Consider the following 18,297-nt stretch of genomic DNA (forward strand, 5'->3'; position numbering starts at 1 on the left):
ATTCCTTATTCTAAAACTTTTCCAATCGCAATCGGTGTACCATCAAACGCCCCTAACTTTTGCGCGTCTGTTGCACCTGCAGGCCAATTAATAAGGTCTGTATTGAAATGACCTCCATCATAATAAGGAGCCGCCTTAGCTCCGGTGGCGGTATCAACAGTGCCAACGGTTAAAAATTTCGCAAACTGAGTGCCATCATTAGCAGCCGGTTCCCATTTCTTCAGGTGCCCGGTTGCGGTCACTCTCCCAATTGGAGTTAGTTTTTGCAAGGTTTGAGAAGTCTCAAAAGTGCCTGTATTCTGAGTCAGCGGACGATCCCCCGCTGTGAGCTGTTCGTGGATCAACTGTTCCATTTATTACTCCTATTTACCAAATACTTTGTCATGAGCGGCTAACAGCGCTTGCTCTTCTTTTTCAGTATCAGAAAGTTCATCTGCATCACCCGATGTGTCTAGGTCCGGCTGCTCTTCGTCTGACATTGCTGCATCTAATGCTGCGCCTATGCTATCCCCTTTAGCACTGTCATCCGCCTGCCCACCTTCTTTTGCTGAAACTTTTAAAAGTCCCAAAGCTTCGTCTGATGACATGCTAGTTGATAGTGCTAAATGAGTTGCCATTGTTATGCGGCTTTTTGCTTCATCACTGTTTAAAATGGCACCGATACGTTCTCGCTCCATCTTTGCACCTTCCGCCTTAGCAGCGTCTAAATCTGATTGAGTGAGTTGGCTGTCCGCACCTGTTTTTGCTGTTTCAGGCGGATTTTTGTCAGTAGACATTGAAACTCCTATTGAATTATTTGATTTGATAACGTCGAGAAGTAATGGAACAGCTTCTTGTCCATTTACCAGTTTGTCAGCAAAGCCGATGTCTATAGCTTCTTGACCTGTGAATACTTGCGCCTCTGTGTCTAGAACAGCGCTTTTACTTATGCTGATACCATCAGAAACGAGTTGGGCGAACTCGTCCCTAGATTTATCTAGTCTTGATTTGATACGACCTTGAACTTCTTTTGGCAGCTTTTGATACGGATTACCGTCAACTTTAAACTCGCCAGAATGGATCAAAGTTATATCAACTCCTACATCATCAAGCTGCTTTTCATACGATGTGTGAGCGACTAAAACGCCAACAGAGCCAGCTTTTCCAGAACGAGTTATCCAACGCTCAGTGCATGCAGAGCCAAGGGCCATCGCAGCGCTGCACATGGTGTCATAACAAAGTCCATAAATTGGCTTTATATCTCTGTATTTTCGAATTTGGTCAGCGCAATCAAAACAGCCAGCAGCCTCCCCACCAGGCGAATCAAAATCAAGCATTACAGCTTTCACATCAGGATCGCCCATAGCATCATGTAGCCTAGAAACAATGCCATCGTAGCCAGTTGCACCAGACCTTGGTTGTACATAGCCGTATTTATGAAGTAACGTGCCAGAAACTGGCAGTATCGCTAAACCATCAACGACTTGATATGGGCGATCTCGCTCTCTGCTAGAGCCATAGCTACTAGCCATTTCAACGAGCTGATCCTGATTGAGTACATTTCCGTTTACGTCTACAAGTTGGTTAACGCCTGATCTAAGTGCCAACGCACCGAAAAATGTAGCTGCATAGGTCGGTTCCAAAAATTGAGGTTGATTGCAAGCACGACTTAATATGTGCTCGTATGAATTGTTATGCAGCATTTTGCTGTGTCCCTCCGTTATCCTGATTTGCGGCATCAAAGCCCATCGCCAGAACCCAGCTAGGCGGTGGTAAGCCTTTTGCTTTTCGCTCTTCTATTTCTCGCGCTTGTTGTTCGAATACTTCAATGTAATCTTCACCCATCAAAGCAAGCTCTTTTTCATATGTAGACAGGCCAGATTCAATCCTTAAGATTGCCTCTTTCACTTCTTTTAGACCATCAATCGACAAGCGGCCTGCGCCTATCCACTCGCAGCGCGTCCAAGCTTCGCGGCGTTCATAAAAGTTGTATCTAGATCTTGGGGCAACAAGGATACGCCTGTGCAACGCTTCTTCTAACCAGTTGGCAAAGACTAAAGATGCGAATCGAGCCGCGATCACTTTCCGTTTGCCCATTGTGTAACGGAATGACTCGTTAAAACTCGCTCTTGCGCTGCTGTAGTTAACTTTTGAATAGTCTCTCGCGATTTGCTCATAGCTCATGCCAAAGCCTGAAGCTATAAAGCGAAGCATCGAAGCTTCCAAATCGGTAAAACCGTTATTTGCATTTGTACTTTGAGTAAATTTAAGCTTTTCGCCAGGTACTAAGTGCGGGATCCTTGCCCCATTCATGCGTATGTTTGCTGCAGAGTGGTATTCGCCCATATAAGACATCCACTTTTGCATTTGATCTGCGCCACTTTCACCACTTATAAGCTGAAACGCTTGCTCTGAGTCAAGCTCAGACTCAATAACTGCGGCGTACATCGCGTTAATAATGGCATTTTGTAGTGTTGTGTTTTGTAACGTGCTTAAGCTCTGCATTTGCTGCATCATAGACAAAAGCAAGTTTGCACCGCGCGTCTGGCCTGCCTCTAGCGGCTCAAAAACATGAATGAACTTAGTACGCCCCCATTTAGCCTCTCTAGAAACGTATTTCCATTTTCCACCGTAGCTATCTAATGCACCGTACTCATTATAAGCGTCCTGTTTAACCCAATAGCCAAGCGCGCAATTATGCCTATCAACAGCAACGCCACCGCGCAGCCGGTTATTGCTCATTTTGCCGTTTGGGTTTGAAACGCGTTTGGGTGAAACCAATTTGACAGCGGTTTTAAATAGCGCGCCGGGTCTATTGATCCATTCACTGGCAGCCATGCCTTCTCCATGGTGGCAATGGGCCGCGGCAATAGCTCGAACCAACATTGTAAATGTGCGTTTGCGCTCAGCATCAATGTAACAAAACGGCGATTCCGCATATTCAATAAACGCGCACTCCGCTTCTTTCATAAAATCGCGTGCGCTTTTTTCTTCCATACCAAGCAGTTTATAGTTCAATCGATAGCTTGGACGAAATAAACTCCCGACAACATTGTCCATATGCATTTGAACGCCGCCATGAGCAATGGCATTGTTCCTTACTAGGTCATCCGCTCGTGCATTGGCCGTTTCTAGAACAGGCAAAAGTGCGGCATCAGCGCTTTTATTGGCAGGGAACCAGTTTTTCATCTGGTCGCCAAAACCATTACCGCCACCAGCGTACGCCGAGCAATACTCGTTAAGCGGTGTTACTCCATCACTCGCGACTAACCCATTCATAATGACAACCTCGCAGGCCCTCTACGTCTTTGCGATGTGCCATTTATTAGAGTCTCCAATTCGTCGATATAGTTTTTTAGATCCGCTTTATTAGCTTGAGTAAATCTAGTTTCTCGGCCACTACGAACAAACGAAACGACAGCTTGCCCAGTCAGTAAGTCGTGATACGCTTGCTGTGCTTCTATCAAGTTCGCTTTCAGCTGATCAATATTCATTATGCACCTAATTTCTTGCCAAGTTCTGCAAAAGACGCAGCGGCGGCTTTTTGCGTTTGTTGTTGTGATTTGTAATCGGAAAGGTTGAGAGAAAACTTTTCTATTGAAACGTGCAGAGCAGATAAAGCGTAACCAAAGCAGTCTAGCGCTTCATTTCGGCGTCCTTCATTGTCATAAATGAACAAAATACCTTGTTTAGTTTTTGTTGGTTTTCTGATTTCAGATACGAGCTGCTTGCAAACATCTTTATCACAGATGCCATCATCTAAAGGTAAGTGAATTGCTCTTCTTTCACCTAGGGGCACTTCGATGTCAGCGTAAAATACATCTTTGGCTGTATCTGTTCCGACAATTACAATGTAAGTACCGGTTTTCTTGTTTACCTGCATAGCCATTGATTGAACAGGTTCGCCATACTTACTCGCCCCTCTGCAAGGAATAAAGCGCAATAGCCCAATTCTTTTTGATAATTTATACACGACCTCTGATCGGTGACCTGCCAAATCCCAACAAATACGAGATATATTTAAAATTTCTCCATCTTCACGTTCGTAAGTACGTGCACAAAAATCAACTACAGCATCTTGTACATCATCATCACGTGGGTCACCCATATAAACAAATCGATCTATAAGGTATTTCCGGCCATCGGCAGTAAATCCCCACGCATACCCCTCCATCCTGTTGTCTTGGGTATCTCCGCCAATAGTGATATAAACGACATCTTTAGGCACTTGCGCTTTGTATTTTTCTCGCTTATTGAGCAATACCTCGTGATCGAGCCTTTTAGTGTTTTTTGGATCGAAATGTAGGCCGAGAGTTAGATTGATAAATGCTTGTAACTTGTCAGGGTCGCCCTTTATATCTAGCCATTCCCTTACAATCTCTATCCAACCTTCGGGCAAGTTCAGCGAGTAAAGTGCAGAGCATTTAATTCCAATACGCTTCGGGGCTTTAACTTTATTTCCCGTTTTGTTGAAGAACGTTATCCCGTCCTCAGTCCAGATCTCTGTTTTTTCGCAAACCCATCGGCCAGCCTCTTCCATAGCTGAAAGGTGCCTATATTCTATACGCCCATGACTTTCTGACTTTTGGCATTTGGCGTTTCGGCACAGGTAATAAGCACTTTCAGCCATCGCCTCTTCATCATCGAGCGTTCTGTCCCATTTCATACCGAACGTTGATTTTGCGTCACCCCATTCCAATGTTTGAAGTGTTCCGCAATGCGGACAAGGGATTTGAAACGAAAAGACTGAATTTGCTTCAGCTAAAAGACGCGCAATGACATCACCGGAAAAAACAACCGTTGAACCAAAAATGGCTTTACCGAAAGTTGCGCCTTGGATCCGCTTTAAGATGACTTTCATATTGTCACCTTCGCCTGAGTTGATTGCGAATGCCCCAAGCTCATCAGCAATAACAACTTGTTTAGTCATCAAGCGAAAGTTATTCGGTGTTTCAGCTCCTTTAAAATCTATCGAAAAACCTGTGCAGGTTTTCTTTTTGGTAGAGTTGTTTTCGTTATTTACGGCCCAATCTGGAAAAGAATCTTGAATTGCAGGCACGATTGATAAAAGAGGATTTACTTCGTCAAGAACAAACTGTTTTGCCAGTGGGTCATTAGGCTGATAAACGACAGAGCTACGTTTTTTGTGAATGCCTAAATACCACATTGCTCCGCTAAACATTTTCGTAAAGCCAAAGCGAGTAGGTTTTTGAATGGAAATAACTTGAATCGCATCATTTCCCATCATATTCAAAAGTGCTTTTTGAACTGGCTGTGTGATCCACCGACCAGGGATCTGGCTCGACTCTTCCGGTAACCAGAAATGTTCATCACACCACTCGACACACGTTTTGGGTTCTTCAGTTTTAAACGGACTCAGCCCCCTCTTCACCGCTAAGCAAATCGCTTGCTGTGTAGCTAGAGAGATCTGGTTCAAAATTGGCTACCTCATTGCATGTTGTCGCTATGACTTTATTGATTTCTTCTATTGCCTCTGGCGGTATGTCATGCCATGCCCTTTTTATTCTTGGAAGAAGGGCTTTTAAGTTAGAAGATGCAGCAACACTGGAAAGCTCCAAGGTGCGCGTAATTATTTCTATTGGCGCTGATCTTTGCTCTTTAATTGATAGATCAAACTCTTTGTGCTTGATGTCTACCTCTTGACGCCTGATTTTGAGCCTCTTTTCCGCAAGTTTTAGCTTTTTTTCTTCATCTTCAAGAGGTGTAGAACTTGTGGTTTGTGTACTACTAACTTTTGACATGGCAACCGTTGCCAACCACCTAGAAATTGATTGTATGCAATAGCCGCCACGCCCTTTACTTGCGGGGAATCCAGTTATTTTTGACCAGTTTCGGATTGTACGATCTTCGACGCTAAAATAAGCTGCTACTTCTTTTTGTGTCGCCATCTTGAAACCTGAATTTCGCTAGTAAAAATACACTCCAAACACGCTCAAGAAAGCGGAAACGGAAAAAGGGAAAAAAAATTTATTTTTAAAAACGCGTGGAGGCCCGCGTGTTTTCTACCCGCATTGCAAAGGGGGATACCCAGAAAGGACCCATTCGAATATTCGATAAATCAATCACTTAGATTCGATTAGCTTGTCCAGCTTTTCGTTGATTGTGTCTAACTGCTTCTCTATGCGTGACTGGTCTTCTACTCTCTGCACTTTGACATGTTCAATATTCTGTTCATTAATTGAGATTCGCTTGTCCAACCCGGTTATGTAAACGATGCTTGCTACTATCATTGTGATAGTTGTAAGTATGTGTGCGATATCAATCGGTTTATTGTTCCACTTGCTATCAGACATCAGTACTCGCCTTTAATCATTTGCTGTATAAGTTCGTCCGCTCTGTTGGGTACTTGCTTATACCACCTTGAGTCCTTCATCTCGTATGCTGCATCAGCAAAGTTGCCTACCTCAACTGCTGCTATCATCCGTTTGAACTTCATTAGTCCATCTAAGCCAATATTGAAAGCCATGTTAACCAGTACGTCTAACCTTGCCCTATTACAATGACTTGTATTAATGCGGCGCTTAACCCCTGCTTCTGCATTCATTATGTCATTTGCTAGCAACTGCTCGGCTTCTTCTTCACTCATGCCCTTGCTATCCAAGTTACGCCCATAGCCAATAGTTAATTTGCCGCCTGTACAGTAATAGGGGTATCTTCTGTAGCCCTCATGTTTTTTAAGCTGCTCTACTAAATTCATAGACATGTTTTTTCCTGCGTATGTTTTTATTCATGAAAGAAAAAGGAGCCGCATCCATGCGCGCTCAAGTACTTCAAGGGAAGCTCTTTTACTCTGGCTCTTGCTTTAATCTGTTAAGTGCTGCGTTGTACCAGTGGGTATCAAGTTCAAACCCTATGAAGTTACGTCCTGTTTCACGACAAGCGATAGCTGCCGTCCCACTGCCTGTGAACATATCTACAACCAATGCATTCTCAAGTGTTGTCTCGCATATCAGCTTTTTAAATAACTCGACTGGCTTTTCTGCTGGATGATCTGTTGCTCTGTTTTGTGGTGCTACTCGTTTGCATTCCCATATATCGGAAAGAGAGCGGTTAGGAATAACGGCATCTTTCATGCCCACAAATACAACTAATTCGTATCGTGGCCTGAGGGCTTTCTTTGGCCCAGTGCCTAAGCATTGCTTATCCCAAACTAAAACAGAGGTTATCGATAAACCTAAGTCAGCAAGTGCCTTGGTTATTACTGGCATAGAGCGCCAATTGCAGAAAGAGACTAAATAGCCGGTGTCTTTCAGTATGCGCTTTGCCTGTTCAAACCATGACTTATAGAAGTGCGTTACATTCATCCAGTCGGCCCACGAACCTACGCGTGATGGCTTACCAATACTGCTGGCGCCAATAAGGTATGGGGGATCTGTTAGAACTAAATCGACTGAGTTGTCTGGAATGTTTTGACTTTCTTCTACACAGTCGCCATTAATCAGCTTTATATCTGTCATGCGTCACCTTAACTTCGTGACGCTCTGGGCGTTCTGCTACATTGATTGTTTTACAACGGGGGCATTTGATTTCTACTACTCCAACTGCTCGGCATAGTAGTCTATCGCAGCAAGTACATCTCACATCTTGCATATAATCACCATCAAAAAACCCCACATAAAAGCGGGGTTTAATTACGAGGTTTTTTATTTATAGCTTTTCCAAGCTTAGTCACATTATGGCATATTTAGCGCCGAAGAAAACGACATTCCGTGTCGGGTTTAGCGACATTTCAGCCATTATCGACAGTAAACCTATACCAAAAGCTCTCGTTCAGCCCTCGCAAGCCAAAATTCAACGCTATGTTTGTTGCTAAATTCATCTGCCCAGACTGCTATTTCTTTGGGGCTCATGCCTTTAATGTATTTACCTACTAACGCTTTTCTACAAGAAGATGAAAGCGCTTCTATATCCTGGGTAATTTGTGCAATGTGATCTGGTGGGCTAATGCTATCGGCACCATGACTGTACAAGTGAGCATCAGAGCTAAAAATCCCACCTAGCAAACAGCACTCTTTGATACGTTCAACATTAGACTTTCTTGCATACCCTTGGGTTTCTTCTTTCAACGCCCAGTATCGACCCCACACTTTAAGCTCTCCGCGTACTTGTTTAATGTTTTGTCGTGAATCACTCATGAGTTGGCCCCTAATTGTAAAACTTGGACCAGTTTTAAGTTACAGATCTGCTCCACAATAGACACTACAGTGTCAAACTTAAGCTGCGTTTGATCTTTTTCCCACCGTTGATATGTTCTCTCGCAAACACCGTACGCATTAGCTACGTCTCTTTGTGTAAGGCCTCTATATGTGCGAGCAATAATTAACACTCTACCTGCTGTCATCATGTGGCCACCATTACCAAGTTTTGTTTTAAAAACAATCTTTGAGTCCTTATCATACCCTCAAACACAAAAATTCTAATTGTCGTCTCTGACAACATTACGGGACCGGATCGACCGTCTATAACATCATGACACGCTGAACATGTATAAGCTGAATGAATATCATCGCATTTCTGACCCATGCCAGATCCCCCACCGACATGAGCCAATACGACCGTGCTAGGATCGCAATTGCAGATACCTGGTAACCTAATTTGGCAAGCTTGGCCCTTAGCGCTTTCTCTCAGCTTATAGCTAATTACTGACATGTGTCTCCCCTTCCCCATACAATGCAAGCATGTATAGATCCTCCGGCTTTGGCAGTAGTAGCTCTAAATTGTCTGCGCAATACATATCCATCCAATTTAGATACTCAGAAAACTCCTTGGTGTTTAAACTTCGTGTACGCTTTCGAACTATGATTGGTTCTTCTGTTCCAACCTCTAGCACTTTTACACCGAACTTTTTCCTGACAAACACTTCGTGAACATCTTGAGAGCTATTTTCTTGTCCATAGTGCTCTCTCATGTGATCAGCTATTGCTTGATTCCACATCCACATTAATCGGTTTTGGGCAGTTGAACGACTTGTCTTGTGTTCATCAAATTTAACCTTCACATTTTTATTATTCTTGATCATTGCTCTAATCATTGAGCCAATGACAGGCATAGCCTGTTCATAGTTGTTAGTCGTTAAAATCTTTGTTGTCATAAAATCTATGCTCGTCGTTTAGCAGTTTGCTGATAGGTCTGCTCGAGTGAATCATTCAAAGAAAACCCTTGGCTTTGTGGTACTTTTCTAGAATGCTTAAAGTTGCCTGCATTTGCTGCAACATCGTTAGCACTTTTAAGGCTTTTAAACCGCTCTTTTTGGACTTTTGGCCTATTTTTTCTATCTGCTTGAGCTTGCTTTTTATCCTTAATCAGCTGCGTAACACTTGGTACACCATGGTGTTTTGCATGCTTTAACAAAACCCGATTACCAGCGGCTTTCGCAAGGTTTAGGTCTCTCGCTGTTGGATTAGTTATCCCTGATAAATAATTCTCTTTTGCTTTTCGCGCTTCCACCAGCGCAATGCTGTAATCACAACCGAGTATCGCCTTTACTTCTGCGACAAACTCTTTTTGATCCTTCTCGTATGATTTCATCGCATCCCCCGATTAATCGTCGTTAGCTGGCTCGGCTTGTATTCTGTATTCCCAAAGGTTTTTAGTGCCTTTTCTAACACGCTTTAGCTTTGTTAAATTGGGACTATCCACAATCTCTCTCCATCGTGCGGACATAGCGGCTGGCGTATCCTTTTTATGGAAAATCGTTTCGCTTGCGTTGCATATTTCTTCAAGAGTCCAATATTCAGGACCTGTTATAATTTCCTTTAATCTTGCTCTTTGCGTCATGCTGCACACTCCCACTTTGCTAAAGCATCAAAAGCACCAAATTGACTGAAAAGGTCACCCGCGAATGATGCGTCTATATCGAATTGGTAAGGAACAGCGATCCAGCCTGCGTTGATAACGTGTTCTTTGCTTATTGATTTATCCAAAAAGTTGTTTTGCTTTTCGTTTAAGTAGTCAACCAAGTCACATTGGCGGTACCTGCTAGTAAAGTTCACTTGCTCACACTTCATGTATTGGTCACCGTTTGGAGCTCGCCCAAAAACAGCTAATAGAACGGTCCACTGAAACGAATACTTTTCGATAGCAGTAGCTAACGTTAGGCTTGGTGCTTGGTCTTTACCTGTCTTCATGTTTACAAGCAAGCACTTGCCAGCAAGACTAACAAGTGAAAGTACACAAAGGCCCTTTAGTGATGCGTCCCCCTGGGAACGAATACGAGAACTAACATTGTATTTTTTACGAACCTTTTTAGGCTTTGGCATTGTCCTTCCCCCTATAGCTATCCCAGTTAAAATGCATAGTAAACAACACGCCCTCCTTAAGCCTGTCATAAGCTCTAAAGCCGATGTAATGCTTAATTTCCTCAACGCTTTTACAGTTAGAAATAATCGAAGTAGGCTTGAAGCTATATAGCCGCTTATCAATGATCTTAGTTAGCTGTAAGTGCTCGTCTTCACTTCCCTTTTGCAATCCAACTTCATCAATCACTAGAAGGTCAACGCTAGTTATTTGATTAATAACTTGAGACTCAGTCAGATCATTGTCCTTAGACCATGACTGGCGAATCAGGCCAACGAGATCCGAAACGGTCAGAATTAGCGTTGTTTTAAAATTTCTACCAATGTGATTGGCAATTGCTGAAGCTAAGTGGTTTTTCCCAGTACCAGGCTCACCGATGAACATAAACCCCTTGCCGTCAGTTAAACGCCCTTGGAACGTGTCAGCGTAACGCTGTGCGTAATGGACGGCTTTCTTTTGGCAGTCTGTCTCAGCGACATAGTTATCAAATGTGCAATTCTTAAAGCGGTCACTCATGCCACTGTTTCTAACCACCCAATCTCTGCGCTGCTGTGAAAAATGTTCTAACTGTTTCTTTTCGTCAGCGCGCCTTAGTGCCAGCAAGTCTTCATATGACTGTATTTTGGCGTCAGGTTTGATATGACTTGGCATGCGCTGTTGAAGTCTGATTAAAGCGTTATTCATGATCACCACCCTTCTACGTTCTGATTGAAGTCTTGAGTTAATGGCCGACCTTGAACCTGTCGAACCTGATTAAGCCCTGCACGATTCATCCACTCGAATTTAAAGCCCTGCCAATTTCTAACCACACACTCAGCTAGACAGTCATCAACGCTTACACCATGTGTTGCAGCTATTTTCAGTTCATCAGCAAAGCGATTTATAACCGTTTGCGTAACATCCGCTTTTTTCCGCTTCCGCATAGCAAGCCAATCATTCAAGACTTGAGGAGTTGGCATTGACGGCCAACACGAATAATCGAGAGATTTTTTTGTTTTATTTTTGTTAGGTTCAATGGGTGGTTCTAATGACTGGTTCTGACCCCCGTTTTTGGGGGTATTCAAACCACCGTTTTTGGGGGTATTCAAACCACCGTTTTTGGGGGGGTTTTCACTAATACCCCCGCTTTTGGGGTTATTAGTTTCTTTAGCTTCTTGAGACCCTTTATCTATGGGCTTTTCAGAGACATTATTTTTAATAACCCCAGTTTTGGTGCTATTGGAAAAGCGCTCGTCTTCAACGCCTATCAATTGGTAAACTTTAACTTTGCCCGTGACACCTTTTCTTCTGCCGGTATCACGTATAAGCCCAAGTGCTTGGAGCTTTTTAAGGTTTGCGCCGATAGTCTTCTCATTCAATCTAGTGTCTTTAACTAGCCTAGTGATACTTGGCCAGCAGCAATGATCTTCATCTGCTCTATCAGCAAGGGAAAGTAAAAGAAGTTTTTGCGATGCATTAAGGTCCTGTTTCCAAGCCCAGTCGGTTGCAGCCCTACTCATACGTTACCCCTGTTTGATTTTTGTGCTGTGTGTGTCATAATAAATCCTGTTATTGATTCGAAACCCGCGCGCTCGCCAAAGTTTGCGGGTTTTGTTTTATCTAGGCTTTTTACTTTCTTGTTTAGCCATTCCGTACCTGCAACTATTAAAGTTGTCTGCACTTTTATTTCGTTCGCATTTCCGTTTACCTGGCTTATGCTCGGGGTGTTGTTCGTATAAATTTTCAAACATAGTTACTCCTATCGCTTACTTAGCAATTTATTGGGTTGCTAGCTGAATTTGCTGTCCAATCCACTTCATGACAGGCACAGCCATGCTATTGCCAATAGCTTTGTATCTATGTCCATCTGGACAGTTATGAGCACTTTTATTCATCCAAGGAACTTTGGTGTGATCATCTGGCATTCCTTGCAGTCGCTCGCATTCAATAGGAGTAAGCTTTCTAACCCGCCCGTTTAAATTGAGCAGTGCACTTTCCTGACCCGAGTTTCGACCTAAGCAATGTGCAGAACTAGATACGATGGGATCCTGTGTTCCATGAATTACCATATTAAATCCGTCAGCTCGGGAGTAATCATTGCAGGTGGTTTGCAAGCAGTATGCGAACTCACCAAAGCAAGCAGGCTTGTTTATAGTCAGATTTTCACTTCCTCCCCCCCATAGCCCACCACTACTGCGAAGCGGACCTATTCCTTCCTTCCACAGTCCAAATCCGCTCTCGTTGTATATAGAGCTATTATCCGAATCCAGCTTTTTGAAAGTAACTGCTTGGTAGCCTTGTCCTACTGTCCCACCTGAAGTTTGGAGAGTTGAAGCTACTTTTGATAACCGAACTTCTCCTCGATTATTTTGGTGAAGAGACATAACAAGGCCAGCCCCTCTTTGAGAAAACAGTTCCTGATTGCTTTGTGCAATTCCGCCTGTGCTATGACTTTGGCTTAGTGTTGGGTGCGGTGCTAATCGATTGTCCCAATGGCTTGGGTTTCCAATGCCATTTGCAATTCCTCTGGAAGTTTTTTGTTGCGCCGCTCGGCTCGATTCAAGATCCCTTGGCACGCTTTGGCTGTTAAAAAGTACTTCTCTTCTATTTTCCCAGTCTCCAAAATCTGCGAAAGCGAACACGCGCCTGCGGCGTTGCGGGACTCCGAAGTGTTGCGCATTAAGAGTAGCCCACTCGACAAGCCCTTTTTCGCCGATTGCAAGACCGCTGGTTTGCCATTTTTCGCAATCAAACTTAGAACCTGAGAGTAATTTGATAACTTCTGAAAAATCACTCCCTCCGTTGGTTGAAAATGACCCGGGCACATTTTCCCACAAGGCAAATCTTGTCCCGCTGTGTTTCTTGCACAAATTGACAATTCTGATTGCTTCTTTAAATAGGCCACTTCGTTCGTCATTTAATCCATCTCCTTTACCTGCAATTGAGAGTCCCTGACAAGGGCTTCCGAAAACAACCAAATCTATCTGACCTAGCTGTTTTAATGTTCTAGTTGTAATTTTTGTAACATCACCAAGATTTGGCACATTTGGCCAATGGAAGTCCAAAACAGCAGACGCAAAGTCTGGCCCTCTTGAATAATCATGGTCTGGATCGAACTGTGCAAATGCCACTGCCTCCCACCCTAGCTCTTCCCATGCTAGAGTAGCCGCCTCCACTCCCGAAAATAAACTCAAGTACCGCATTGTTTCTTTCCTTAACAAGTTTCTTTTATTAAAAACCGCTTTAACTAACTGTTATTCTCGCGCCTTGCATCAAACGCTCAGCTTTGAGAATGTAATCCTTAGCACTTGCGATGTATCTCATAACAGCAATTCTTTGCTGAGGATCCTTTATCTTGTTTGCCCAGCACAACCAGTCGTCGATTTCTTCCAGTACACCGCTTTTTGTAGGGATTTGTATCGGTGCCACCAGCTCAGATATAAGTTGCTCTATATCTTCATCACCACGCTTCAAAGACCTTGCTATTGATCTAACCCAGTTTTCACACAATGGGGACTGCGCTTTATGACTTTCATAGCCGTAGACAGAACACTCACTTTTTAAACGTTCTTTCTCCAACTGCTCCGCTTGATACTCTTCTTCTCTTGAAGCATTGAGCAGCTTTAACTCATTACGTGTTAATGACTGTGTTACTGTAACTCCGCCCTCAACGAAGTAAGTCACTAGGCCAACTACCGCTTTAGGATCTGGCGTTCGCCAATTCAATGGGTTAATAAATACTGAGTTCATCGTTAGTCCTTTTATTTTGATATTGTTGAATTTGTTCGCAGGTCATAGTCCACTGAATATCCTGAGACCCTAAAGCCTCATATAGTTTGCTAACCTCGTTGCACATAGGCGGCTTCTGAAGAGTGAAACCGATAAAAAATCGCCACATTTTTGCGATCCCAATATTTCTTGATTTGAGGCATGTAGCGACAATGTTTTTAGGAATAAGTCGTTGCTTTGGCTGTTCACCGTCCAAAGGCGCGAAATAGTGATTTGATGACATGTATTCATCGTCTGACATGAGCCATGATGCGATGCGCTCTTCCAATGTATTATGCTCGCAGTCAAGAGGTTCAAAACCTCCGCCTGTTTTTTTGAAATAATTGACAAAACTCTCATTGCGAAGCGCGCTTTCAAAAACAATGCTATTCATTGCTGCTCCCTACTGCTAGGCAAGAAGGATCCAAACATTCAACGCCTTTATAAAAAACTTGGGACAGTTCTTTCGAACTAGCAGCCCACGGTTTAATTTGTTCTGCAAGACTTCGGGCTACTATTGAGCCTGGTTGTTTTGTATTTGTGTAAGCAATAAAAAAGCGCCACAACTTCACTCGAGCCATGTTTCTTTGTTCAAGAAGCATTTCTGCTCTTTCACCTTCTGTACAATGGTCCAGCTGAAACTCTAAGAACTCATTGTCAGAGCAAACCCATAGATGGTGGATCTTATCCTCTGAAAGTACTGGGTATTCCGTTGGATCGAATCCACCATTCAGATTTTTGAAAAACAAAATAAAATCTCTATTAAGTAACGCGTTTATGAAATTTTCCTTAACTAACACTTTCTAAATCTCCAAAAAGGTCTGGCCTTAGCTCAGCCCTACTAACACCTGTGACTTTTTCGATTTCAATCACATGTTCAGCGGGGACAGTACCCCCCCTTTTGAGCCAGTACGAAATATTTTGCTGTGCAACTCCTGGCAACTGTCCAGCAAGTTTTGATTGGCTACCAGCGATACTGATCGCTGCCTTTAGTGCTTTTCCTGACATAATCACCTCCCACAACAAAAATACAACCACAACAAATAAAATACAAGTTTATTTGTTACTTTGCCACAACTTTATTTGTTTGCTACCATACAAAAAAACTTGTAGATTAACGGGGTGGATTTGATGTTTAAAACAAACTTTTGGGGTGTTGTCATGGCTAATTCTGTTGGGGCTCGAATTGAGAACCTGAGGAAGGAAAAAAACCTTAGTCAAGGCGATCTTGGTAAGCTTGTAGGCTTGACTCAGCAGGGCGTGGCTTCTGTTGAAAAGAAAGATTCCGTACCTAAAAAAATAGTTGAATTTGCAGAGGCGCTCGGTGTTAGTATCGACTATCTTAGAACTGGCATATCTGAATGCAAAAAAAGCACTGAGAAAAATGATAGCCTTCAACTTGAAAGTTATAGCTTAGAGGAGCTGCAAGCCATTATCCCTAAAGCTCTAGATAGAACGATAATTTCGCTTAACAAACAAGTTAAAGCGAGGAAAGGACGTGAACTAGACCTGATACAGGACAGGACTGCAATATCAAAGTTGCTTACATCTATAGTGCTTTCGGAGCTGTCAGGTGATTATGAGTTGATTAGTGCTGTTTACAATGAGTTGAACTTGGCGCAAGGTGAGTGAACTACCTTTCCCGCAATAACTAAAAGAAATTCTTCTAATAAAAAACGAGCGCAAATGCGCCCATCCTTCTCGATTACTTAACAGGTGGCTCTGTACCGCCCCCACTTCCAGATAAATAAAAACGACTTACGCGGGGATTTCCATCATCACCACCGCCGCCTCCTACTCCACCAGCGACTTTCTTTAGTACGCTTAGAGGTATTGTTTTCATCTAACAACTCCTTTTCTTATTAAAAAATTAATACTAGCAACTATGAATTAATAAAATTGGCGCTGCTGGTTTGACCCAGAACACCTACCAGCTCTTGCCAGAAGCCCATCCCGCTTATGTAAGTGAATTGCACTTTTAGCAGTTACATCTTCGCCATTAAGGATCATCTCATCTATATCATGAGACTCCTGAATAACAGCTAAGCAATCTTTTAATAATGACTGCTCTGCAAAAGGTGCACTATACACATTAGCGCTTACTATCTCCTGTTCGCTTTGTTTTAATTCGAAGCTATTCTCAGATTTCCTTACAGTAAGATAATAAAGTTTATAGACTCCATAAAAGCTACAAAAAAGCATTGTTAAAGAAACAAATGCCAAAATAGTAGTGGTCATTCTAAACTCCGTTTATGTACAACGCTTTTCATTGTAACAAATAAAGTTGTTAAGGCAACACAAATGTTAATGTAAGGTATACTGTAGGTGTAGATTTCTTTGATCAATAAATAATCTAAGTTAAACAGAACATATGAAATGTACCGAATGGTGTTTATGGCCGAAAGCAGCGCAAAGCTAGCGGCTATAAATACAGCGAATTTGCTACTATCTATATCATAATTTCTATGTATGAGAAAGATAAAGAGCACAGCTACTAAATCAATAAACACAAATGTTAAATACCATACATGCTTAAAGATTTCCGAGTCGAAAGAGTTGTGATTTTCTTTTAAGTAAACACCTATCGATTGCATGCAGAAATTAAAGAAACAAAGAGTAACCAATGACCAAAGCAAACTTTGATTTCTTCCTCCTATGCATACATAAAGCACTAATGCAAAACCGTTTACGTAAACAACTATTTCACCAATCTTGAATAACAAATCCGCCATACCAATACCTATTTGATTCCTTTAGGGTTTAACTATTTTCAAATCGTAAAATTTATTACTAGCTTTAGCTTTTGGCTCCCATCCATTTCCATTGGTACCACCTGCAACAGACATGGAAGCTTGAGCCTCTAATACGTATGCATTACAAAGCTTTTTCTTACTAGTTTTCATAACATCTCCTTTCAATTACAAACAATGTATCACAGAAATTTGTATTTTAAACTTGAAAACAACAAATTTATTTGTATTATTAATAGCGAAAACAAATTAACAACAAATTACACAATTATTTTTGTGCGGTAATTTGCGATATAGGATTGTACATCATGAATACTGTATTGATACACAAATTAGCTGAATTGCTTTTAGCAAGCTTCCAACGCCACGAGAAAGTGTCAATTTCAATCAACACATACCCTCGTAATCACATGATCGACGTTGTTACTTATGACCATACGGCGACCAATGAAGGAAAGCCCGATGCAAATGTAATTGATATGTCTACCGTGTATTTAGATTCATTAGATGCAGAAAACCAGCTTAAGAAACTGATTGCTGATGTAAATAGTCACCTTTCAGCAACAGCGGCTTAGTAGTGAAGGAATTTAAAATGACTGCACAACAAATAAAAGAAAAGCTCTCCGCCCCATTCCATGATCACGAAGTCGAATGGATGGTAAACAGAAAAGGCATGAATCAAGATGCTCTTTGGGTTGAAGTTGTCCCTTTCATTACAAACCGAGCAGTTCAACATCGGCTTGATGAAGTATTAGGCATAGATGGCTGGAAAAACGAGTTTAAAGACGGTCATGGAGGTCAAATTTGTGGATTGAGCATCAAAGTGGGCGACTCATGGGTGACAAAATGGGATGGTGCATCCTACACAGACTTTGAGCCATTGAAAGGAGCGTTATCAAGTTCCATGAAACGTGCTTCTGTTCAATTTGGAATTGGAAGGTATCTACACCTTGTTAAGCCAGTTTTTATCGAGTGCCAACGCATAAGTGATAGAAACGAATGCACAGAAAACTATGTCACTTTCAAACACGCAGAAAGTGACAATCAATACACAATTTTAAGCGCACAGTGGCCCTCTCCTTTATTGCCAGCATGGGCTTTACCAGTGAAAGATATTAGCCCATTTATTGAAAGTATAAATGCAGCGAAAACAGAAACGGAACTAAAGAAAGCATTCTCTACAGCTATCAGATGTGCCGAAGCACAGAGTAGTGATGTATTCAGACATGAAATAAAAGCAACTAAAGAGCAACGCATGTCTGAAATCAAACAAGCCAAACAACAATCACAAAAAGAGTCTTTTGATAGGTTTGAAAAATGGTTCGCTAAGAAGTTAGAGCAGTTGAAAAAAGAGCCTAACGAAGCCGTTTTAGACATGACTTACACGCAGTTACTGCAAGAACTTAAAGGTCAATGCATGTCGTTAGGGGTAGAAATGTCTGAATATCAAAATCAATTACAAGCCGAAAAAGCGGCAACAATTGCAAAAATCCAAGGAGCGTAA

31 protein-coding genes are annotated in these 18,297 nt (G+C 42.2%); 3 read left to right on the top strand and 28 right to left on the bottom strand.

Features of this window, described 5'->3' with window-relative positions:
* Nucleotides 1-5: 5 nt before the first annotated feature.
* The 25 genes from QNM18_RS04880 to QNM18_RS04995 all read right to left on the bottom strand — a co-directional run bounded on the left by QNM18_RS04880 (nucleotide 6) and on the right by QNM18_RS04995 (nucleotide 15,051).
* Nucleotides 6-353, bottom strand: a complete 348-nt coding sequence (locus tag QNM18_RS04880; RefSeq protein WP_284136545.1) for a head decoration protein — start codon at nucleotides 351-353, stop codon at nucleotides 6-8.
* A gap of 9 nt (nucleotides 354-362) precedes the next feature.
* On the bottom strand, nucleotides 363-1,682 hold the full coding sequence (locus QNM18_RS04885) for a S49 family peptidase (RefSeq protein ID WP_284136546.1): 1,320 nt from the start codon (nucleotides 1,680-1,682) through the stop codon (nucleotides 363-365).
* Nucleotides 1,672-3,258, bottom strand: coding sequence for a phage portal protein (locus tag QNM18_RS04890; protein ID WP_284136547.1), 1,587 nt, complete (start codon nucleotides 3,256-3,258; stop codon nucleotides 1,672-1,674). Before QNM18_RS04890 ends, QNM18_RS04885 begins: the two co-directional genes overlap by 11 nt.
* Nucleotides 3,255-3,473: a gpW family head-tail joining protein gene (gpW, locus tag QNM18_RS04895; protein ID WP_284136548.1), complete on the bottom strand. Its 219-nt coding sequence runs from the start codon at nucleotides 3,471-3,473 to the stop codon at nucleotides 3,255-3,257. Before gpW ends, QNM18_RS04890 begins: the two co-directional genes overlap by 4 nt.
* Nucleotides 3,473-5,416, bottom strand: coding sequence for a terminase gpA endonuclease subunit (locus QNM18_RS04900; protein ID WP_284136549.1), 1,944 nt, complete (start codon nucleotides 5,414-5,416; stop codon nucleotides 3,473-3,475). Before QNM18_RS04900 ends, gpW begins: the two co-directional genes overlap by 1 nt.
* The gene (locus QNM18_RS04905; protein ID WP_284136550.1) at nucleotides 5,346-5,888 is read right to left on the bottom strand and encodes a hypothetical protein; all 543 of its coding nucleotides are present in this window, start codon (nucleotides 5,886-5,888) and stop codon (nucleotides 5,346-5,348) included. The genes QNM18_RS04900 and QNM18_RS04905 overlap by 71 nt, the downstream gene beginning before the upstream one ends.
* 174 nt (nucleotides 5,889-6,062) lie before the next feature.
* The gene (locus tag QNM18_RS04910; protein WP_284136551.1) at nucleotides 6,063-6,293 is read right to left on the bottom strand and encodes a hypothetical protein; all 231 of its coding nucleotides are present in this window, start codon (nucleotides 6,291-6,293) and stop codon (nucleotides 6,063-6,065) included.
* Complete coding sequence (locus tag QNM18_RS04915) at nucleotides 6,293-6,703, bottom strand: glycoside hydrolase family protein (RefSeq protein WP_284136552.1); 411 nt, start codon at nucleotides 6,701-6,703, stop codon at nucleotides 6,293-6,295. Before QNM18_RS04915 ends, QNM18_RS04910 begins: the two co-directional genes overlap by 1 nt.
* 82 nt (nucleotides 6,704-6,785) lie before the next feature.
* Nucleotides 6,786-7,457 (bottom strand): DNA-methyltransferase, encoded by a 672-nt coding sequence (locus QNM18_RS04920; protein WP_284136553.1) that lies wholly within the window; start codon nucleotides 7,455-7,457, stop codon nucleotides 6,786-6,788.
* Nucleotides 7,435-7,590, bottom strand: a complete 156-nt coding sequence (locus QNM18_RS27305; protein ID WP_417714772.1) for a Com family DNA-binding transcriptional regulator — start codon at nucleotides 7,588-7,590, stop codon at nucleotides 7,435-7,437. Before QNM18_RS27305 ends, QNM18_RS04920 begins: the two co-directional genes overlap by 23 nt.
* A gap of 161 nt (nucleotides 7,591-7,751) precedes the next feature.
* The gene (locus QNM18_RS04925; protein ID WP_284136554.1) at nucleotides 7,752-8,135 is read right to left on the bottom strand and encodes a hypothetical protein; all 384 of its coding nucleotides are present in this window, start codon (nucleotides 8,133-8,135) and stop codon (nucleotides 7,752-7,754) included.
* A complete protein-coding gene (locus QNM18_RS04930; protein ID WP_284136555.1) occupies nucleotides 8,132-8,344 on the bottom strand; it encodes a helix-turn-helix domain-containing protein in 213 nt (70 codons plus the stop codon). Before QNM18_RS04930 ends, QNM18_RS04925 begins: the two co-directional genes overlap by 4 nt.
* Nucleotides 8,341-8,649, bottom strand: a complete 309-nt coding sequence (locus QNM18_RS04935; protein WP_284136556.1) for a nuclease domain-containing protein — start codon at nucleotides 8,647-8,649, stop codon at nucleotides 8,341-8,343. Before QNM18_RS04935 ends, QNM18_RS04930 begins: the two co-directional genes overlap by 4 nt.
* On the bottom strand, nucleotides 8,636-9,091 hold the full coding sequence (locus tag QNM18_RS04940) for a NinB/YbcN family protein (RefSeq protein WP_211009572.1): 456 nt from the start codon (nucleotides 9,089-9,091) through the stop codon (nucleotides 8,636-8,638). Before QNM18_RS04940 ends, QNM18_RS04935 begins: the two co-directional genes overlap by 14 nt.
* Before the next feature lie 5 nt (nucleotides 9,092-9,096).
* Nucleotides 9,097-9,528, bottom strand: a complete 432-nt coding sequence (locus QNM18_RS04945; protein WP_284136557.1) for a hypothetical protein — start codon at nucleotides 9,526-9,528, stop codon at nucleotides 9,097-9,099.
* A 12-nt stretch (nucleotides 9,529-9,540) separates the two neighbouring features.
* Nucleotides 9,541-9,777 carry a hypothetical protein gene (locus QNM18_RS04950; RefSeq protein ID WP_284136558.1) on the bottom strand — a complete coding sequence of 79 codons (237 nt, stop codon included), beginning with the start codon at nucleotides 9,775-9,777 and terminating at the stop codon, nucleotides 9,541-9,543.
* Entirely contained in the window at nucleotides 9,774-10,127 is a 354-nt protein-coding gene (locus QNM18_RS04955) for a hypothetical protein (protein WP_284136559.1), read from the bottom strand. The genes QNM18_RS04950 and QNM18_RS04955 overlap by 4 nt, the downstream gene beginning before the upstream one ends.
* A gap of 118 nt (nucleotides 10,128-10,245) precedes the next feature.
* On the bottom strand, nucleotides 10,246-10,980 hold the full coding sequence (locus tag QNM18_RS04960) for an ATP-binding protein (protein WP_284136560.1): 735 nt from the start codon (nucleotides 10,978-10,980) through the stop codon (nucleotides 10,246-10,248).
* Between the two features lie 2 nt (nucleotides 10,981-10,982).
* Nucleotides 10,983-11,795 (bottom strand): helix-turn-helix domain-containing protein, encoded by an 813-nt coding sequence (locus tag QNM18_RS04965; RefSeq protein ID WP_284136561.1) that lies wholly within the window; start codon nucleotides 11,793-11,795, stop codon nucleotides 10,983-10,985.
* A gap of 96 nt (nucleotides 11,796-11,891) precedes the next feature.
* On the bottom strand, nucleotides 11,892-12,026 hold the full coding sequence (locus tag QNM18_RS04970) for a hypothetical protein (protein ID WP_284136562.1): 135 nt from the start codon (nucleotides 12,024-12,026) through the stop codon (nucleotides 11,892-11,894).
* Between the two features lie 27 nt (nucleotides 12,027-12,053).
* The gene (locus QNM18_RS04975) at nucleotides 12,054-13,478 is read right to left on the bottom strand and encodes a DNA cytosine methyltransferase (RefSeq protein WP_284136563.1); all 1,425 of its coding nucleotides are present in this window, start codon (nucleotides 13,476-13,478) and stop codon (nucleotides 12,054-12,056) included.
* A 40-nt stretch (nucleotides 13,479-13,518) separates the two neighbouring features.
* The gene (locus QNM18_RS04980; protein ID WP_284136564.1) at nucleotides 13,519-14,025 is read right to left on the bottom strand and encodes a hypothetical protein; all 507 of its coding nucleotides are present in this window, start codon (nucleotides 14,023-14,025) and stop codon (nucleotides 13,519-13,521) included.
* Nucleotides 14,006-14,437, bottom strand: coding sequence for a hypothetical protein (locus QNM18_RS04985; RefSeq protein ID WP_284136565.1), 432 nt, complete (start codon nucleotides 14,435-14,437; stop codon nucleotides 14,006-14,008). The genes QNM18_RS04980 and QNM18_RS04985 overlap by 20 nt, the downstream gene beginning before the upstream one ends.
* Nucleotides 14,430-14,843 carry a hypothetical protein gene (locus QNM18_RS04990; protein ID WP_284136566.1) on the bottom strand — a complete coding sequence of 138 codons (414 nt, stop codon included), beginning with the start codon at nucleotides 14,841-14,843 and terminating at the stop codon, nucleotides 14,430-14,432. The genes QNM18_RS04985 and QNM18_RS04990 overlap by 8 nt, the downstream gene beginning before the upstream one ends.
* On the bottom strand, nucleotides 14,833-15,051 hold the full coding sequence (locus tag QNM18_RS04995; protein WP_284136567.1) for a transcriptional regulator: 219 nt from the start codon (nucleotides 15,049-15,051) through the stop codon (nucleotides 14,833-14,835). Before QNM18_RS04995 ends, QNM18_RS04990 begins: the two co-directional genes overlap by 11 nt.
* Nucleotides 15,052-15,204: 153 nt before the next feature.
* Between QNM18_RS04995 and QNM18_RS05000 the strand changes: the two genes are divergently transcribed.
* Nucleotides 15,205-15,675, top strand: coding sequence for a helix-turn-helix domain-containing protein (locus tag QNM18_RS05000; protein ID WP_284136568.1), 471 nt, complete (start codon nucleotides 15,205-15,207; stop codon nucleotides 15,673-15,675).
* A 73-nt stretch (nucleotides 15,676-15,748) separates the two neighbouring features.
* Here the strand turns inward: QNM18_RS05000 and QNM18_RS05005 are convergent, their stop codons facing one another.
* The 3 genes from QNM18_RS05005 to QNM18_RS05015 all read right to left on the bottom strand — a co-directional run bounded on the left by QNM18_RS05005 (nucleotide 15,749) and on the right by QNM18_RS05015 (nucleotide 16,946).
* On the bottom strand, nucleotides 15,749-15,886 hold the full coding sequence (locus tag QNM18_RS05005) for a hypothetical protein (protein WP_284136569.1): 138 nt from the start codon (nucleotides 15,884-15,886) through the stop codon (nucleotides 15,749-15,751).
* 47 nt (nucleotides 15,887-15,933) lie between these two features.
* Nucleotides 15,934-16,281, bottom strand: a complete 348-nt coding sequence (locus tag QNM18_RS05010) for a hypothetical protein (RefSeq protein WP_284136570.1) — start codon at nucleotides 16,279-16,281, stop codon at nucleotides 15,934-15,936.
* 515 nt (nucleotides 16,282-16,796) lie between these two features.
* Entirely contained in the window at nucleotides 16,797-16,946 is a 150-nt protein-coding gene (locus tag QNM18_RS05015; protein WP_284136571.1) for a hypothetical protein, read from the bottom strand.
* A gap of 155 nt (nucleotides 16,947-17,101) precedes the next feature.
* On the opposite strand from QNM18_RS05015, the gene QNM18_RS05020 reads away from it, so the two are divergent.
* Both QNM18_RS05020 and QNM18_RS05025 read left to right on the top strand, forming a co-directional pair.
* A complete protein-coding gene (locus QNM18_RS05020) occupies nucleotides 17,102-17,368 on the top strand; it encodes a hypothetical protein (protein ID WP_284136572.1) in 267 nt (88 codons plus the stop codon).
* A 17-nt stretch (nucleotides 17,369-17,385) separates the two neighbouring features.
* Nucleotides 17,386-18,297, top strand: coding sequence for a Rad52/Rad22 family DNA repair protein (locus tag QNM18_RS05025; RefSeq protein WP_284136573.1), 912 nt, complete (start codon nucleotides 17,386-17,388; stop codon nucleotides 18,295-18,297).

The sequence above is a fragment of the Pseudoalteromonas obscura genome (assembly GCF_030135505.1).
Lineage (GTDB): Bacteria > Pseudomonadota > Gammaproteobacteria > Enterobacterales > Alteromonadaceae > Pseudoalteromonas > Pseudoalteromonas obscura.

Coding starts and splice junctions, on each gene's coding strand:
- QNM18_RS04880 (WP_284136545.1), bottom strand. CDS start 353: ATGGAACAGTTGATCCACGAACAGCTCACAGCGGGGGATCGTCCGCTG.
- QNM18_RS04885 (WP_284136546.1), bottom strand. CDS start 1,682: ATGCTGCATAACAATTCATACGAGCACATATTAAGTCGTGCTTGCAAT.
- QNM18_RS04890 (WP_284136547.1), bottom strand. CDS start 3,258: ATGAATGGGTTAGTCGCGAGTGATGGAGTAACACCGCTTAACGAGTAT.
- gpW (WP_284136548.1), bottom strand. CDS start 3,473: ATGAATATTGATCAGCTGAAAGCGAACTTGATAGAAGCACAGCAAGCG.
- QNM18_RS04905 (WP_284136550.1), bottom strand. CDS start 5,888: ATGGCGACACAAAAAGAAGTAGCAGCTTATTTTAGCGTCGAAGATCGT.
- QNM18_RS04910 (WP_284136551.1), bottom strand. CDS start 6,293: ATGTCTGATAGCAAGTGGAACAATAAACCGATTGATATCGCACACATA.
- QNM18_RS04915 (WP_284136552.1), bottom strand. CDS start 6,703: ATGTCTATGAATTTAGTAGAGCAGCTTAAAAAACATGAGGGCTACAGA.
- QNM18_RS04920 (WP_284136553.1), bottom strand. CDS start 7,457: ATGACAGATATAAAGCTGATTAATGGCGACTGTGTAGAAGAAAGTCAA.
- QNM18_RS27305 (WP_417714772.1), bottom strand. CDS start 7,590: ATGCAAGATGTGAGATGTACTTGCTGCGATAGACTACTATGCCGAGCA.
- QNM18_RS04925 (WP_284136554.1), bottom strand. CDS start 8,135: ATGAGTGATTCACGACAAAACATTAAACAAGTACGCGGAGAGCTTAAA.
- QNM18_RS04930 (WP_284136555.1), bottom strand. CDS start 8,344: ATGATGACAGCAGGTAGAGTGTTAATTATTGCTCGCACATATAGAGGC.
- QNM18_RS04935 (WP_284136556.1), bottom strand. CDS start 8,649: ATGTCAGTAATTAGCTATAAGCTGAGAGAAAGCGCTAAGGGCCAAGCT.
- QNM18_RS04940 (WP_211009572.1), bottom strand. CDS start 9,091: ATGACAACAAAGATTTTAACGACTAACAACTATGAACAGGCTATGCCT.
- QNM18_RS04945 (WP_284136557.1), bottom strand. CDS start 9,528: ATGAAATCATACGAGAAGGATCAAAAAGAGTTTGTCGCAGAAGTAAAG.
- QNM18_RS04950 (WP_284136558.1), bottom strand. CDS start 9,777: ATGACGCAAAGAGCAAGATTAAAGGAAATTATAACAGGTCCTGAATAT.
- QNM18_RS04955 (WP_284136559.1), bottom strand. CDS start 10,127: ATGAAGACAGGTAAAGACCAAGCACCAAGCCTAACGTTAGCTACTGCT.
- QNM18_RS04960 (WP_284136560.1), bottom strand. CDS start 10,980: ATGAATAACGCTTTAATCAGACTTCAACAGCGCATGCCAAGTCATATC.
- QNM18_RS04965 (WP_284136561.1), bottom strand. CDS start 11,795: ATGAGTAGGGCTGCAACCGACTGGGCTTGGAAACAGGACCTTAATGCA.
- QNM18_RS04970 (WP_284136562.1), bottom strand. CDS start 12,026: ATGTTTGAAAATTTATACGAACAACACCCCGAGCATAAGCCAGGTAAA.
- QNM18_RS04975 (WP_284136563.1), bottom strand. CDS start 13,478: ATGCGGTACTTGAGTTTATTTTCGGGAGTGGAGGCGGCTACTCTAGCA.
- QNM18_RS04980 (WP_284136564.1), bottom strand. CDS start 14,025: ATGAACTCAGTATTTATTAACCCATTGAATTGGCGAACGCCAGATCCT.
- QNM18_RS04985 (WP_284136565.1), bottom strand. CDS start 14,437: ATGAATAGCATTGTTTTTGAAAGCGCGCTTCGCAATGAGAGTTTTGTC.
- QNM18_RS04995 (WP_284136567.1), bottom strand. CDS start 15,051: ATGTCAGGAAAAGCACTAAAGGCAGCGATCAGTATCGCTGGTAGCCAA.
- QNM18_RS05000 (WP_284136568.1), top strand. CDS start 15,205: ATGGCTAATTCTGTTGGGGCTCGAATTGAGAACCTGAGGAAGGAAAAA.
- QNM18_RS05005 (WP_284136569.1), bottom strand. CDS start 15,886: ATGAAAACAATACCTCTAAGCGTACTAAAGAAAGTCGCTGGTGGAGTA.
- QNM18_RS05010 (WP_284136570.1), bottom strand. CDS start 16,281: ATGACCACTACTATTTTGGCATTTGTTTCTTTAACAATGCTTTTTTGT.
- QNM18_RS05015 (WP_284136571.1), bottom strand. CDS start 16,946: ATGAAAACTAGTAAGAAAAAGCTTTGTAATGCATACGTATTAGAGGCT.
- QNM18_RS05020 (WP_284136572.1), top strand. CDS start 17,102: ATGAATACTGTATTGATACACAAATTAGCTGAATTGCTTTTAGCAAGC.
- QNM18_RS05025 (WP_284136573.1), top strand. CDS start 17,386: ATGACTGCACAACAAATAAAAGAAAAGCTCTCCGCCCCATTCCATGAT.